This window comes from Chitinophagales bacterium (assembly GCA_016787225.1).
In the GTDB taxonomy this organism is placed as follows: Bacteria; Bacteroidota; Bacteroidia; order Chitinophagales; family JADJOU01; genus CHPMRC01.
The window spans coordinates 72,923-89,998 of the sequence record JAEUUY010000005.1 but is presented as its reverse complement, the minus strand read 5'-3'; the positions used below and the strand labels follow the sequence as shown (position 1 = coordinate 89,998).

Here is a 17,076-nt window from a genome sequence, read left to right as displayed (position 1 = left end):
TTAAATATCAATTAATCACTTATAAAATTTAAGTATGAGTGTTATCTAATTAAGGTAACCTCACCAGATTTAACCACTTTTCTTCCACTTAAATAAATGATTTCAGCAGAATATACAAAGACATCATAGTTTAATTTCTTACCTTTATATGTGCCATCCCAGCCAATTCTGTGTGCTTCAAGTGATTCAAAGATTTTCTCTCCCCACCGATTAAATATACTCAACTTAGCTTTGTATATATTGTTGGAGTAAATTCGTAAAGTTTGATTTTCAATATTTGGTCCATCTGGAGAAAAGGCATTTGGAATAAATAATTCATCTAGGGTATGTCGAATGCGAGCATTATCTGAGTGATAACAATTGTCATTATAGATTACTTCTATAGTATATATCATTGGTACATAAGGAGTAGCAATAGGGTTTCGACAATCTGTGCAACTCAAACCATCTCCAGGTTTCCAAATAAAAGATTGCACCTTGGTTGAATCACCTTTGATATATCTATAACCTAACTCGACAGGCTCTCCCATTCCCACTACGGTATCTTTTGGATATACTTCTATTTCTATTTTTTCTGTTCCCTTTACACGATGTGTATCTCTAGTGAGACATTTATTCGCATCCATTATTTGAACATGATACAATCTAGCCTCGGATACTCTAAATATTTTTTGTGATCTAAATGATATACCAGAATCTATACTATAGACATAAGGTTTGGTTCCACCTATACCACTCAGGTTGATATTAGTGAAATCTTGACAATTGAGCATTTCACTGCCTAAACTATCAAATAAAAGAGGCATCGGATCTTTTATTAAAGGAATTTTAAAGTTTTCTATACAATTGTTTGTATCCGTAACCTTTAAATAAAAAGTGTCCTGTTTCAAATTTTGAATTTTAGGTTCCCGTTTACCGTTGGACCATAAATAACGATAGGGTTGAGTTCCACCTGCTAATTTCACTTCGATACTTCCTAAGGAATCACCAAAGCATGGATTTCTTTTTTGAATAGTATCTTGAATCACAATGGGCGGTGGTTCGCTCAATACTACCGTATCCGTGTAATAGCATTTGTTTGAGTCAAGTAAAACTAAACTGTAAGTGGTAGCAGATAGATTTTTAAGAACACTGTCTTTATCTCCGCTCGGAGTCCATAGATAACTATAAGGAGGAGTTCCTCCAGAAATTATTATTTCTATCTCACCATCATTACTTTGATAGCAAGTCAAATGTTTCCGAATTTTACTTACTGTCTCGATAGCGGTGGGTTCTGCAAGGCTAAATGTATCAGAAAACAAACAACTCTTCATATCCCTCACAGTATATTGGTTAAAGCCCGCAGGTAAATTTTTGAACAAGCCTGAATCTTGATAGACCATTTGGGAAAGCTTATATTGATAAGGAGCAAACCCTTTTTTCGCTTGTAAGTTTATCATACCGTCTCGGCTGTTTTTACATTTGAGATTATATGTTATAGACTCGACTACCATTTGGCTTTCACGAACTGTAATTTTGATAGTATCTGTATTTTCACAATTAGTTATGTCATTCATAATAGTCATATAATAAGTCGTTGTGTTTGCGACCTTTGAATAGGGCTGAGCAATTCTACCATTACTTAAATTAAGGTCGGGGAACCACCGATAGCTATGATTTGGTATAGAGGCAGATCCGAGCTGAACACTATCTCCTGAACAATTTATTCTTATAGTATCTCTTCCTGCATTGGCTATGGGCAATGGATTTACAGTAAGTTGAAGATAAACAAAGCTATCACAACCAGCTATATTTATTAGTGTATCCTTGAAATTTCCACTATTTAAACGGAAGTTACTATTGAAATAAAAACTATCACCTTGGCATATACTTTTCGTAAAGAAATAATTTGTGGTATCATTGACGGTTAAATGCAGCACCAAAAAACTATCACAGCCTTTCGCATTAACAAAAGTATCTTTATATATACCTGTAGTATTGAGAATATTTCCATTAAACACCACCGATTGATTTTTACAAATGGTTTTGAAACTATCTTTTCGGGTAGTATCGTTGACGGTCAAATGCAGATAAAAGAAGCTATCACAACCTTTAGAGTTTGTAAATGTATCTTTGTAAATACCTGTAGTGTTGAGATTCTGTCCATTGAAAGTCACCATTTGATTTTTACAAATCGTTCTAAAGCTATCTTTTCGGGTCGTATCATTGACGGTCAAGTTCAAAACTAAAAAGCTATCGCAGCCTTTTGAATTTACGAAAGTGTCACGATACATTCCAGAAACATTCAAACTATTTCCATTGAAAATAATCGGTTGATTTTTGCAAATTGTTCGGAAGCTATCTTTGCGCGAAGTGTCATTCACAGTTAAATGCAGATAGAGGAAACTATCGCAACCTCGGGCATTGACGAACGTATCTCGATAAACCCCACTAGTACTCAAAGTCTGTCCATTAAATACAATCGGATTGTAGCGACAGATAGCGAGGAAGGAATCTTTTTTGGTGGTATCATTGACTGTCAAGTTCAAAACCAAAAAGCTATCGCAGCCTTTTGAGTTCACAAAAGTATCTCGATAGACACCTGTTGTATTGAGAATATTTCCATTAAATACTACCGATTGATTTCTACAAATGGTTTTGAAACTATCTTTGCGAGTAGTATCGTTGACGGTCAAATGCAAGTACAAGAAGCTATCACAGCCTTTTGAGTTAACGAAAGTATCACGATAGACGCCACTATTATTCAAAGTTTGTCCATTAAACACCACCGATTGATTTTTACAAATAGTTCTAAAACTATCTTTTTTGGTCGTATCATTGACTGTCAAGTTCAAAACCAAAAAGCTATCGCAGCTTTTAGCATTAACAAAAGTATCTCGATACACTCCAGAAATATTCAAACTATTTCCATTGAAAATAATCGGTTGATTTTTGCAAATTGTTCGGAAGCTATCTTTGCGCGAAGTATCATTCACAGTTAAATGCAGATAGAGGAAACTATCGCAACCTCGGGCATTGACGAACGTATCTCGATAAACACCATTGGTATTTAAAGTCTGTCCATTGAATACGATTGGGTTGTAACGACAGATAGCGAGGAAGGAATCTTTTTTCGTGGTATCATTGACTGTCAAGTTCAAAACCAAAAAGCTATCGCAGCCTTTTGAGTTCATGAAGGTATCACGATAGACGCCTGTGGTATTCAAGGTTTGTCCATTAAATACCACTGACTGATTTTTACAAATAGTTCTAAAGCTATCCTTTCGGGTAGTATCGTTGACGGTCAAATGCAAGTACAAGAAGCTATCGCAGCCCTTAGAGTTCATGAAGGTATCACGATAGACGCCTGTGGTACTCAACGTTTGTCCATTAAATACCATTGACTGATTTTTGCAAATCGTTCTAAAGCTATCTTTTTTGGTCGTGTCATTGACTGTCAAGTTCAGAACCAAAAAGCTATCACAACCTTTTGAATTGACGAAAGTGTCACGATAAATTCCAGAAATATTCAAACTATTTCCATTGAAAATAATCGGTTGATTTTTGCAAATCGTTCGGAAGCTATCTTTGCGCGAAGTATCATTCACGGTCAAATGCAGATAGAGGAAACTATCGCACCCTCGGACATTGACGAACGTATCTCGATAAACTCCACTGATACTCAAAGTCTGTCCATTGAATACGATCGGGTTGTAGCGACAGATAGCGAGGAAGGAATCTTTTTTAGTGGTGTCATTGACTGTCAAATGCAGATACAAGAAACTATCGCAACCTTTCGCATTAACAAAAGTATCTTTATATATACCTGTAGTATTGAGAATATTTCCATTAAACGTAATGGGTTGATTTTTGCAAATGGTTCTAAAACTATCTTTACGGGTAGTATCATTGACTGTTAAATGGAGATACAAGAAGCTATCGCAGCCTTTTGAGTTAACGAAGGTATCCCGATAAACACCCGTTGTATTGAGAATATTTCCATTAAATACCACCGATTGATTTTTACAAATAGTTCTAAAGCTATCCTTTTTGGTCGTATCATTGACTGTCAAGTTAAGAACCAAGAAGCTATCGCAGCCTTTGGCATTGACAAAGGTGTCTCGATACATTCCAGAAATATTCAAACTATTTCCATTGAAAATAATCGGTTGATTTTTACAAATCGTTCGGAAGCTATCTTTGCGCGAAGTGTCATTCACAGTTAAATACAGATAGAGGAAACTATCGCACCCTCGGGCATTGACGAACGTATCTCGATAAACCCCACTGGTACTCAAAGTCTGTCCATTAAATACAATCGGGTTGTAACGACAGATAGCGAGGAAGGAATCTTTTTTGGTGGTATCATTGACGGTTAAATGCAGCACCAAGAAACTATCGCAGCCTTTGGCATTAACAAAAGTATCACGATAGACGCCTGTTGTATTGAGAATATTTCCATTAAATACTACCGATTGATTTTTACAAATGGTTCTAAAGCTGTCTTTTCGGGTAGTATCGTTGACGGTCAAATGCAGATACAAGAAGCTATCGCAGCCTTTAGAGTTCATGAAGGTATCACGATAGACGCCTGTGGTATTCAAGGTTTGTCCATTAAATACCACTGACTGATTTTTGCAAATCGTTCTAAAGCTATCTTTTTTGGTCGTGTCATTGACTGTCAAGTTCAAAACCAAAAAGCTATCGCAGCCTTTTGAATTTACGAACGTATCTCGATAAATTCCAGAAACATTCAAACTATTTCCATTGAAAATAATCGGTTGATTTTTACAAATCGTTCGGAAACTATCTTTGCGCGAAGTATCATTAACAGTTAAATGAAGATAGAGGAAACTATCGCAACCTCGGGCATTGACGAACGTATCTCGATAAACCCCACTAGTACTTAAAGTCTGTCCATTAAATACAATCGGATTGTAGCGACAGATAGCGAGGAAGGAATCTTTTTTGGTGGTATCATTGACTGTCAAGTTCAAAACCAAAAAGCTATCGCAGCCTTTTGAGTTCACAAAAGTATCACGATAGACTCCTGTGGTATTCAAGGTTTGTCCATTAAATACCACTGACTGATTTTTGCAAATCGTTCTAAAGCTATCTTTTCGGGTAGTATCATTGACTGTTAAATGGAGATACAAGAAGCTATCACAGCCTTTTGAGTTCACGAAAGTATCACGATAGACGCCACTATTATTCAAAGTTTGTCCATTAAACACCACCGATTGATTTTTACAAATCGTTCTAAAACTATCTTTTTTGGTCGTATCATTCACAGTCAAGTTCAAAACTAAAAAGCTATCACATCCTTTTGAATTTACGAACGTATCTCGATAAATTCCAGAAACATTCAAACTATTTCCATTGAAAATAATCGGTTGATTTTTGCAAATTGTTCGGAAGCTATCTTTGCGCGAAGTATCATTCACAGTTAAATGCAGATAGAGGAAACTATCGCAACCACGGGCATTGATGAACGTATCTCGATAAACCCCACTAGTACTTACAGTTTGTCCATTGAATACAATCGGGTTGTAGCGACAGATAGCGAGGAAGGAATCTTTTTTGGTGGTATCATTGACGGTTAAATGCAGCACTAAGAAGCTATCACAGCCTTTTGAGTTTATAAAAGTATCACGATAGACGCCTGTAGTATTGAGAATATTTCCATTAAATACTACCGATTGATTACTACAAATGGTTCTAAAGCTATCTTTTCGGGTAGTAAATTTCAAGGTGTCATTAACCGCAACAGAAAGGTTGCATGCAATATTTTCTACTTTTAAAATCTTCAAGGTTTGACTAGCGCCTATATTCGTTAAGGTTAGAATTACAGAGTCGGAAATACCAATAATCACACTATCTGCTGGATTATTATTGATTTCATATTTTACCTTATTTCCCGATTTACTTTTAATGACAAAATACATAACACTATCATTGCAGTTAAATGGTTTGCCATATATTTGGGGAGTATCACAGCGGGTACCACACACATTGATAATAGGTGGTATCACAAAATTGACACTAGTTAATGTACTGTTCACTGCGCTATTATCTCCTACTGAACCATTCACTCTATGTCCAACATAACCATATCGAAGAGTATTATATTTTATGTAAGATGAGGTATGCCCGCCAATTTCACAGAATAAAATAGTGTCATTCGAATTTATACCACTCGGAATATCTGGGTGATTTGTAGCTCCAATTAAAGTCGCTGTGCCATTGACTCTACCTATCATGGCTATCGAATTGTTTCCACAAGTCACCATTTGGGCATTCGAACGTATAAAGCCTAAGTTAGGCAAATTGGGGTCGTGTTCATTGGCTGTAATCCATGTAGCATCTGTTACAGTGGTTCCATTGGGATTGAGTACATTGACCCAGGCTAGTCTATTTGTAGTAGTATTGTCGCCTAATTGCCCATTGTTATTTTCACCTAATGAATAGATTCTATTATTCGTCCCTAGAACATAGTATGAAGTTTGGTTAAAGGTATAATTGAAATTGAAATTTGTCATTTGAATCATCTTAATGCCACCCAGGCCGCTTGGTTTAGTCATTTGGCTAGCATAATCTCTGTTGACTCTTGCAGTGCTATTGCCTAGTAAAACATTATCTCCCCATGTCCAAATAGTGGAATCTGCAGCTAACGCAAAGGCAGCTCTATCCGTTCCTCGTGTCGCAATGATATTGGTTAAAGGTTGCCCAGCAGCTCGCATCACTTGACTCCACGTATTAGCTGAACTGCTGCTTACACTGAGGTCTCCTCTTACACGAGCGCTTTGTGCTAGGACAAATACTCTTCCTCCACAGGTAGTAATGATGATAGTTTCAGCACAAACAAACATCATTTTTACACTATCAGGTATAATTCCAGATGGTAATCCATCAGTTTTCCCATTTATAGTCAATTTTGAAAAAGTATTGGTAGATTTTATTCCAGTACTAAGAACTGCGCCAGGTGTTCCACTTGCAAATAAACCAGTTGATGTTAAAACGATGAGTTGAACATTTCCCGCCCATTCAGAACCAATTCCAACGAAATAAACAGTTCCAGTCAAGGCTGGGTAGTTAGTACTATTGATTGTTACAGGTGATAAGTGATGACCTGTACCATTATTCTGCATGTTTTCACCCCATACTCTAAATCCATTTTTCTCTGAAACAAAGGTCGAATGAAAACCCGAGCCCATATTGTCATAAGCAATGGTACGAGCATTGTTGTCCGAATAAATTCCTGCATTCGTATTACACTCAATACGACATTGACTCTTGGCTGTAGAGTAGGAAATGGAGAAGATGCATAAAACAATCCATCTCCAAAAGTTAAGTAAATTACTTAATTTCTTCACGCCAGCCTATTGGAGATAGTTGACCATTAAATTTTTCAAAATCGAACTGAATATATCCACGCTCATTAAATTGACCTTGGAGCGAATATACGAATCGGAATCGATGAGGCTTATTCAATAGGATGGTTTTTACGAGTACCCCATCCACTGCTGCACCTATCCCTGCTGCCTTGACCTTTAATACCTTTGATGGAAAGGAAATTGGAGTAGAATAGAAATTCTTAATTTCCACTTCGATATACAATTCTGTCCCTCCTATATTTTTACCTTTACTAAGAATATCAGATGCTGCAATGCTCTCTGAATCAAATTCGAATTGAATAGAATCCACATAAATAACAAAATTGCTAGGCAGATTGTCATGTTCATCCTGCAATATTTTTTTACCAAAATATTTTGAGTTGATAATTTCTCTACTCTGAATAGTATATATTCCTGGCGTGTCAAATCGAAACGAATTGAAGTTGTTGCCTTCTAAAATAAATTTTCTGCCTTGATGCGAAATTTCAAACTGATATTTATCAGCCAATCGTCCTAGTGAAAAAGTTTGGCCATAACTAATACCAAAACTATCTTGACCCCATAAGGCTATGGATGTTAAAATACATACTATTATAATGCTTGCTCTTAAAGTCAACCGTTCAAATTTTACCTTTTGTTTAACCCACAAATTTAAACATTCTATAGAAAATATAGAAATATAAAATAAATAGTAAAAATCACGAAATCAAGCATTTGCAAATTGATTTGTTCAGCGAATTCATTCTTAAACTAAACAAATCGAATTTTAACTTATTTATCATAAACCATATGTTCATTTTTACATGTCTTACTTAAAAGAATTAAGGTGGACAATTACTCCAAACCAAGTAATAGATATCAATATGATACATTCGAATCTATATATAGGGCTTACTGTTAAACTCACAACATTTTTTTAACCACATAGGAACATAGGAAAATAAGTAAGACATAGGCGATAAACCGCTTGAACATAGACCTCATTCTATTGTGGTAGCGCTTTAGCGATCTATACTTTTTTCTTTATCATAAATGTTTCCTTATAAAAACAGCACCTTAACTAAAAATGCTATGTGCCTATGTGGTTTAAGAAATTTGCTGCAAGGTTTTTCGACGAAAACATTGAAATTACTTCTATTCTATCTTGCACTTGTTTTATTAGAAATTAGGCTTCGACTCCAAGTCTCATTGAATTGACTAGTTTTTCAGCAGACCTTATATAGACTTTTAACCTTAAACTACCAAAAGCGTGGATAAGTTATTTTTCATAATGAATTCAAAGACTTAATTTTGCCTCAAAATCAATTTTATGTCTAATTCCCATCAAGAAATTCGAACACAAATACGCAGGGATATCCTTCACATGGTTTATAATGTCAAAAGTGGTCACCCAGGCGGCTCTTTGGGTTGTGTAGAGTTTTTTACTGCAATGTATTTTGATGTAATGGACTATTCAGAAAAATTTGATATGACGGGTAAGAACCAAGATGTTTTTTATCTATCCAATGGACATATTTCTCCAGTCTGGTATAGTACCATGGCACGAAGAGGTTTGATACCTTTAGAAGAATTAAACACATTTCGAAAAATAGATACCAGACTTCAAGGTCATCCCACCACTGCAGAGCATTTAGATCATGTACGCATTGCTTCAGGCTCTCTGGGTCAAGGGCTTAGCGCTGCCTGTGGTCATGCTTTGGCAAAGAAAATGAACGGGGAAGACAAGACTGTATTTGTTTTGATGGGTGATGGTGAATTGCAGGAAGGTCAAGTATGGGAAGCAGCCATGTTTGCAGCTAGTAATAAGGTCAATAATCTTGTCGGAATCATAGATTGGAATGGTCAGCAGATTGATGGCACAGTTGATAGTGTCGTGAGTTTGGGTGATCTCAATGCGAAATGGTTGAGCTTCGGCTGGGAGGTGATAGAGGTCGATGGTCATGATTATGACCAATTGAGAACGACTCTTTTAAATGCAAAAAACTTTTCCTATAGGGAAAAGCCGCTCTGTATTTTGATGAAAACTATAATGGGCAAAGGAGTGGACTTTATGGAAAATAATCACAAATGGCATGGTTCGCCACCCAATAAAGAGCAATTTGAAGCGGCAATGGCACAACTGCCCAGTTCGCTAGCTGATTTTTAAATTTTAGGTTTTTGAATTATTTTTCGTCATTCTATTCCATACTTAACTTGTCAAATTATTGCAAAGTTTGGGTGCTCATTTTTCTTTTTTTTAGTATTAATTTGACGAGTCAGGAAGAGTCTCAGATTTTCAATAAACGTGTCTTATTCATACTTGACGGCTCTGGTAGTATGAATGAGCGATGGCAGTCAGAGACCAAATGGGAAATGGCTATTACCACGCTTTCTAGTCTTATCGATAGTTTTGAAAAAGTAAATAAGGATTTCGAAATTGGGATTCGGGTGCTCGGTCACCAATACCATAAAACTCAACAGCGATGTGATGATACTAAACTGGAAATACCTTTCTCTAAAGAATTGACCTTTGAAAAAGTAAACAGTCAACTCAAAGCGTTTTCCCCCAAGGGTTATACCCCCTTGGCATACTCCATAGCTGAGAGTGAAAAAGACTTTGGAGATGATGTGAAAACGCAAAATATTATCATTCTTATAACAGATGGTCTCGAAAACTGCAATGGGAATCCCTGCGAAGTGGCAACAAGGCTCCGCGAAAAAAATATTTTTATCAATCCCTATATCATAGGCCTAGGAATAGATTCCTTGGAAAGTCAAAATCTAGAGTGTATCGGGAAATATATCGATGCTAAGAATAAGGAAGTTTTCAAGCAAGTGGTTCAAACGATTCTAACTGAAGTAGCTGTAAAGACAACCTTGACAATACATTTTATAAAAAGTGATAGTACTAGCTATCCATACTATGTTCCCTTTTCTATCATTGATACGCGTTCTCGAATCGATTTGCATAATTTGATTTTCACTTCCAATACCCGGCGTACTAAAGATACAATTAATATCAATCCCCAGTATCAATATGCTCTACTCGTGCATTCTAACCCATCCTTCTATGTGCCAAACTTCTCTATTACGAAAGGCAAACACCAACACTATACTATACCGGTTATAACTGGTGAGATAAAATATAACAATCCATATAAAAATAGACGCAATCAGTATTTGCTAAGACCAAAAGAGTGGAACTTCAACCAATGGCACACTGGCTTAGTCTCCAATATGCATTGGGTAGATAGTCAAATGATAATTGACTACAATATGCACCCAATGGTGCGCTATTCTCCAGTCAATTTGAAAGAAGGTTCTGTTTATGAAATGGCCACAGGTGCGCGCGGAACCCTTATAGTCAAACGTGAAAATAAGGAGCTGATGACACTGTATAATAAAAGCTGGGAAAAGGTTTTGACGTTTAATAATGATGTGGTTACTACCTTAGATTTGGCTATTGGAGACTATTATTTATTGTTTAAAAATAGAATCGCACATAGTGAGAATACCAAGTATAGAGCTTTAAAAATTATCGAGAATCAAACAACCAATATTCTTATAGAACCCTAGTGAGAGTTGTAATTATTTTTTGTGTATTGTTACTGTCTGCACCTGCATGTTTAGGTCAGTCTGATACCTGTCAGAATAAACCCGAAGATAGATTTCGAGTTCTATTTCTTCTTGATGCCTCTCATAGTATGGGACAGCGGTGGGATAATAAACCATTATGGGAGATAGCTAAAAAAACGATAGAAGAATTTGCCTATTTCTTGCAAAAAAATTATAATGTAGAAATGGGACTCCGAGTCTATGGTCACAATTCTCCTGTATCAGCCAATGATTGCTTTGACTCTAAACTAGAAGTACCTATTGAGGAAAATTCAGCTAGAAAAATAATAGCCAAACTTAAAACTATTCAGTATAAGGGAACTACGCCGCTTACCTATTCGCTAGAACAAGCAGCGGAGGATTTAGGATGTAATAGCAAAAAGAATGTCATTATTCTCATTACAGATGGGTATGAAACCTGCAATCGCAATCCATGTGCAATGGCAGAGAAATTGCTTGATTTTCGTATTTCCATTAAACCATTGATCGTAGGTTTGAACATTGACCCCAAGGAAATCCAACATTTGCATTGTATTGGTGATTTTAAAAATGCTAGGAATAAAGAAGACTTCAAAAAGGAGTTATACAATTCCTTTATTAATATAGCAAACAGACGAAGCTTCTCTTTGTTTTTAAAAAATGGTGATAAAAAAATAAGTGAATCCAATATCCCTTTCACTATTTATAATGCTAAGAATAAGGAGTTTATTGCTGCGTATTATCATCACTTAGGAGTCAGCCAAATGCCTGATACGATTAATACTGGCAACTATGATTCGGTTGATATAAAAATTCACTGTGTTCCACCTCTTTGGGTGCGTAATGTCAAACTCAAAAAATACGTTCACAATTTTATAACTGTTGATTATCCAAAAGGCAACTTGGATGTCAAATGGGACAATAGTTCAGGAAAAATTTATGACAATCCTTTAGGTTTGATATATCAGGATACGAATTTACTAGATAAGTTTTACTTGCCATCTAATATCGATATACTAGAAGGAGATTATAAATTGGCACTCAATACGGTACCAGCTAAGTCTTATGCTAATTTGAATATAAAGAAAACTAAGACTCATGAAATTATTTTACCTGCACCTGGATTATTGAATATTACTTATTCCTCCGATATTTATGGTGATCTTTATAACTATAAAAACGGGATTTTGGAAAAATGCATGAGCCTAAGCACTCATAAAAATATTGAGTCCATTTCTCTACAACCAGGCAAATATAAAATTATATACCGCTCTCAAAAATCAATTACCATTCATGCCACATTTGAAAAAGCATTTGATGTTACTTCGTTTTCTATTGTGAATGTGGCGTTGTAGATTATTTAATTTATTGAAGTATATTCCCTACTTTTGTCTCTTTATTTCACTTTTAAAAACTCATATAGTATGCAACAACTATACAATCGAGTCGATAAAAAGGTATTGAAAGAGATTTTTTCAGTAAGCCCTAACTATTCAAAAAGCAGTTTAATTAAATCTACTTTAGACATATCATTTTGAATAGCGATATCAGTTAGTATAGCATTCAAAGTGCCAATTTAATTGGTCGATGATTGGGTATAGCAATATGATGTTGTGGTTTTCGATTATTAGACAATCTAATATGACTTGCTTTTTGTCTTGTAGCGGTGTAATTCAGGTTTAAAGCTTTTTTATCAAATTGCTAGCATCTATATCTCTGGGAATATGCATAATCTATATAGTAAAGACCTCATCTCTTACATAATGCAATCGAACAATATGTCTCTGACTGCTATCAAAATGACAATGAATCGCTTCTTTAATATTTTCTTTTTGTTCTACAATGCTTTACGCATCAGTGTATATAGAATAAATTAAAGATTGGGCCTCTTAGCCACCCTCTTCGCTTTCTTTTGCTATAAAAATAATTTCTTCCATAAGTTATGGCCTAACTTTATTCTTATAAAAATAGTAATTTATCGGGAATTAGATTCTCTAAATTTCCTACCTTTGTCTCTTTATTTCACTTTTTAAACTCATATAGCATGCAACTATACAATCGAGTAGATAGAAAGGTATTGAAGGAGCGATTGGCGCAGATGGACGAAGAGTTCACGACGATTTCCTTTTACAAATACCACAAAATCCATCAACCAGAACAATTCCGAGATGAGCTATACCGTGCATGGTATGCTATGGGTGTCTTGGGTCGTATCTATATAGCTCATGAAGGCATCAATGCTCAGTTGGCCCTGCCTTCTAGGAATTTAGAGGTATTCAATACTTATCTCGATACCTTCTCTATGTTTAAAGGTATGCGGAGAAATTATGCTGTGGAAGATGGAAAGTCATTTTTCAAATTGAAAATTCAGGTACGAGATAAAATTGTGGCGGATGGTATCGAAGACCCCAGCTTTGATGCTGGAAATTGTGGCGTGCACCTCGATGCTAAGCGATGGAATGAATTGATGGAACACCCTGAGGTGACTGTTGTAGATTTTAGAAATCATTACGAATCTGAGGTTGGGCATTTCAAAAATGCAATACTACCCGACGTGGATACCTTTCGTGAACAATTGCCGAAGGTAGCTGAAGAATTGCGAGATAAAAAAGATAAGCCAGTTTTAATGTACTGCACAGGTGGTATTCGATGTGAAAAGGCGAGCGCCTACATGAAACATCATGGTTTTAATGAAGTGTATCAGCTTGAAGGGGGTATTATCAAATACGCTAGAGACTGCAAGGAAAAAGGAATCGAGCCTAAATTTATCGGCAAAAACTTCGTCTTTGATGAGCGACTGCACGAGACAATTACGGAAGATGTCATAGCACATTGTCATCAATGTGGTGAACCAGCTGATACACATATCAACTGTGCCAATGAAGCTTGTCATTTACTTTTTATTCAATGTGAAAAATGCGCTGAGAAGTATGAAAAATGCTGCACATTAGCTTGCCAAGAGGTTATTCATTTACCTATAGAAACTCAGAAAGAATTGAGAAAAGGGAAGAAGAATAAACAAATGATTTTCAAGAAGGGTAGGGCAGAACACCTTCTGACTTTGAAAGGTTAAGTAATAGGCTTATAATACTGTTAGCATAGTAGTATTAGTTCAATGTCACATGGCTCATTGCACAAAACAAATACTGCTTAGTAATTTACCATAGCAATGTTTTAAAATGGTTCAACCCATTTAAAACCGATATGGATATAAGAATTCAATCTAAAAAAGATTTAATTATTTCTTTTCAATTATTTTTGTTTCTTTTTTATTGATTTTAAGTGAATACTAATTTTATAGAAGAGTTAAAGTGGAGAGGAAAATTTCAGGATTGTGTCGCTGAGACAGAGAACCAATTACAGAAAGAATCAACAACTGGATATATCGGTTTTGACCCTACTGCTAGTTCTCTTCACTTAGGAAATTTTCAACAAATCGTTCTCCTCAAGCGATTGCAATTGGCTGGACATAAACCTATAGCACTGATGGGAGGTGCTACTGGTCGTGTAGGTGACCCTAAGATGACAGGGGAGAGGACATTATTATCTATCGATGAGATCGATTCATTTATTGCAAGTCAGAAAAAACAACTTGAGAAGTTTATCGAATTTGGAAATGGTAAGAATGATGCGATTCTCGTTAACAATTATGATTGGTTCAAAGATTTTAGTTTTTTAGATTTTATTCGTGATGTGGGAAAACATATTACAGTGAGTTACATGATGAGTAAAGATAGTGTTCAAAATCGTTTAGAATCGGGCATATCTTTTACAGAATTTACTTATCAATTGATTCAAGGCTATGATTTTCTTCATTTGTATAAAAACTACAATTGCAAGTTACAATTAGGTGGAAGCGATCAATGGGGTAATATCACGACAGGTGTTGAGTTAGTGAGAAGAATTATGGGTGAAAAAGTTTATGCTATTACTAGTTCTTTGGTGACTAAGTCTGATGGTACAAAAATGGGTAAATCCGAAGCAGGCGAAAATGTGTGGCTAGACCCAACTTTGACAACCCCTTACAAACTATATCAATTTATTTTGAATAGAACAGATGATGAAATTCTCAACTTAAATAGAAGATTTTCATTTAAGGGTAAAGAAGAGATAGAGGCGATGGAGGCGGAGTTTAAGACAGCCCCTCATTTGAGAAGTATTCATAAGTCTCTTGGTCAGGAATTAACCACTATGATTCATAGTGATGTAGATTATGAACAAGCGGTTTCTTTGAGTAGTTTGCTGTTTTCTGGCGGATTGAATGAATTAAAATCTGCTTCATACGAAGGATTAAAAGAAGTATTCGGGGGATTGAATCAATACCAGATATCTCGAGATAAATTATCTCAGGGAATGGATATTACAGAGTTTCTAGTTTCAGGAACAAATATTTTTCCATCCAATGGACAAGCGCGTCAAAAGCTAGGTGAAAATGCAATCAGTATTAATAAATCAAAAGTAACCCTAGATTACAAAGTGAGTGCAAATGATGTTCTACACGAAAGGTTGATTTTAGTTCAACAAGGTAAAAAGAATTATTATTTTGTTGAGTTAGTTTAAGTATTTGTTTTGGCATCGAGTTTGAGAGCTTCCTTAAAATCATACAATACCTTTGGTATTGGAGCTATGGCTAAAGAGCTAATCATAGTAAAGAGTTTAGAGGATGTCATAAATTTACTTCCCAGACTCAAGATTGAAAAATTTATGTTTCTCGGTGGTGGTTCCAATGTTTTATTTATTGATGATTTTGACGGCTTAGTCGTTGTCAATCAGATAAAGGGTCTTGAAGCAAAACCTATTAATGAGAATGATTTCTATGTTTCATCCATGTCAGGGGAATCCTGGCACGAGTTTGTCTTATGGACGCTGGATAAAGGATATAATGGATTAGAGAATTTGTCCTTGATACCCGGCACAGTAGGCGCTGCACCTATGCAGAATATTGGTGCTTATGGTGTGGAATTTAAGGATGTCTGTATTCAAGTTGATGCATTAGAGCTTTCTACAGGTAAATTGAGAAAATTCAATAAGATGGAATGCGAATTTGGATACAGAGAGAGTGTCTTTAAGAGAGCTTTGAAGGATAAATATTTTATTTATCAGGTGCATGTAAAGCTTTCCCATAATTCACCTATTAAGGCTAGTTACGGTAATATTCAAGATGTATTGAAAGCTAAGGGTATAGAGCACCCTAATCATCGAGATATATCTAATGCTGTTATAGAAATTAGAAGTTCGAAACTTCCAGACCCTGCGAAACTTGGTAATGCAGGGTCATTCTTTAAAAATCCCGTTGTTGAAAAATCACAGGCTAATGTATTGTTACAAGAATTTCCTAATGCCCCACATTTCCCTGATGGAGATAGGGTAAAAATACCGGCAGGTTGGCTGATAGAGCAGTGTGGTTTTAAAGGTTATAGAGAAGGTAATACGGGAAGTCATAAAGATCAAGCCTTGGTGATAGTAAATTATGGTAATGCCAGTGGGCGAGAGATTTATGAATATTCTGAGAAAGTTATCGATGCGGTGAAAAAAAGGTTTAACTTTGTCCTTGAAAGAGAGGTAAATATGATAGGATAACGATGAAGTTATATATATTCATAGGTTTTTTGTTATTTAGTCTTGAAGGTATGGCATTGAGTTGCAATGCTTATAGAACAGGCAAGTTTATTCTTTTCGAACAAAAAGGAAATATTCATGTCCGCATAGAGCGAACTGCAACAGAGCAAATAGAAACAGATTTAAAGACTGGTAAATTCATTCGATTTAATGTGAAATGGTTAAATGAATGTGAATATGAATTAACAGTTATCGATGGGAATAATGACCAGGTTAGTTTTTTTAGAAATCGAAAACTGCATATACGTATTACTGACGTTTATGCAGATGGATATCGTTTTGAAGGCAAGGTTCAAGGCTCAAAAAATGTAATTTCTAATATTCTGAGGGTACTTTAGAATAAACTTCCAGATAACTCCATCTTCCGTATCATATAATTTTGATTGACTTTTTGTGTGAAGTCTTGCACGCTTACCTTACCTTTGATTACATCCTTCAGCATAGTGTCAAACGTTTTTTTGATTTCTTTTTTTAGTTCAAATGTATTGTCGTTAACAATTTCTTTTTTCAT

The 17,076-nt window shown here is 35.6% G+C and carries 10 protein-coding genes; 7 read left to right on the top strand and 3 right to left on the bottom strand.

The genetic code is table 11. From position 1 onward, the window contains the following. Window positions 1–41 precede the first annotated feature (41 nt). On the bottom strand, window positions 42–7,352 hold the full coding sequence (locus tag JNL75_00885; protein MBL7788369.1) for a gliding motility-associated C-terminal domain-containing protein: 7,311 nt from the start codon (window positions 7,350–7,352) through the stop codon (window positions 42–44). Further along, a complete protein-coding gene (locus tag JNL75_00880; GenBank protein ID MBL7788368.1) occupies window positions 7,336–7,989 on the bottom strand; it encodes a hypothetical protein in 654 nt (217 codons plus the stop codon). Before JNL75_00880 ends, JNL75_00885 begins: the two co-directional genes overlap by 17 nt. Before the next feature lie 693 nt (window positions 7,990–8,682). On the opposite strand from JNL75_00880, the gene JNL75_00875 reads away from it, so the two are divergent. The 7 genes from JNL75_00875 (at window position 8,683) to JNL75_00845 (ending at window position 16,903) form a co-directional block, all read left to right on the top strand. Continuing rightward, the gene (locus JNL75_00875; GenBank protein ID MBL7788367.1) at window positions 8,683–9,519 is read left to right on the top strand and encodes a transketolase; all 837 of its coding nucleotides are present in this window, start codon (window positions 8,683–8,685) and stop codon (window positions 9,517–9,519) included. An 11-nt stretch (window positions 9,520–9,530) separates the two neighbouring features. Beyond that, window positions 9,531–10,928 carry a VWA domain-containing protein gene (locus JNL75_00870; protein MBL7788366.1) on the top strand — a complete coding sequence of 466 codons (1,398 nt, stop codon included), beginning with the start codon at window positions 9,531–9,533 and terminating at the stop codon, window positions 10,926–10,928. 26 nt (window positions 10,929–10,954) lie between these two features. Beyond that, a complete protein-coding gene (locus tag JNL75_00865; GenBank protein MBL7788365.1) occupies window positions 10,955–12,301 on the top strand; it encodes a VWA domain-containing protein in 1,347 nt (448 codons plus the stop codon). Between the two features lie 689 nt (window positions 12,302–12,990). Beyond that, entirely contained in the window at window positions 12,991–14,019 is a 1,029-nt protein-coding gene (locus JNL75_00860) for a rhodanese-related sulfurtransferase (GenBank protein MBL7788364.1), read from the top strand. Between the two features lie 209 nt (window positions 14,020–14,228). Beyond that, complete coding sequence (locus JNL75_00855) at window positions 14,229–15,506, top strand: tyrosine--tRNA ligase (protein MBL7788363.1); 1,278 nt, start codon at window positions 14,229–14,231, stop codon at window positions 15,504–15,506. 66 nt (window positions 15,507–15,572) lie between these two features. Next, window positions 15,573–16,526, top strand: coding sequence for a UDP-N-acetylmuramate dehydrogenase (gene murB, locus JNL75_00850; protein MBL7788362.1), 954 nt, complete (start codon window positions 15,573–15,575; stop codon window positions 16,524–16,526). 2 nt (window positions 16,527–16,528) lie between these two features. Further along, complete coding sequence (locus tag JNL75_00845) at window positions 16,529–16,903, top strand: hypothetical protein (GenBank protein MBL7788361.1); 375 nt, start codon at window positions 16,529–16,531, stop codon at window positions 16,901–16,903. Here the strand turns inward: JNL75_00845 and JNL75_00840 are convergent. After that, on the bottom strand, window positions 16,900–17,076 hold the full coding sequence (locus JNL75_00840) for a hypothetical protein (protein ID MBL7788360.1): 177 nt from the start codon (window positions 17,074–17,076) through the stop codon (window positions 16,900–16,902). The genes JNL75_00845 and JNL75_00840 overlap by 4 nt on opposite strands.

What these genes read in the sequence shown, in the direction of transcription:
- JNL75_00845 (MBL7788361.1), top strand. Translation starts at nt 16,529, where the DNA reads ATGAAGTTATATATATTCATAGGTTTTTTGTTATTTAGTCTTGAAGGT.
- murB (MBL7788362.1), top strand. Translation starts at nt 15,573, where the DNA reads ATGGCTAAAGAGCTAATCATAGTAAAGAGTTTAGAGGATGTCATAAAT.
- JNL75_00860 (MBL7788364.1), top strand. Translation starts at nt 12,991, where the DNA reads ATGCAACTATACAATCGAGTAGATAGAAAGGTATTGAAGGAGCGATTG.
- JNL75_00875 (MBL7788367.1), top strand. Translation starts at nt 8,683, where the DNA reads ATGTCTAATTCCCATCAAGAAATTCGAACACAAATACGCAGGGATATC.
- JNL75_00840 (MBL7788360.1), bottom strand. Translation starts at nt 17,076, where the DNA reads ATGAAAAAAGAAATTGTTAACGACAATACATTTGAACTAAAAAAAGAA.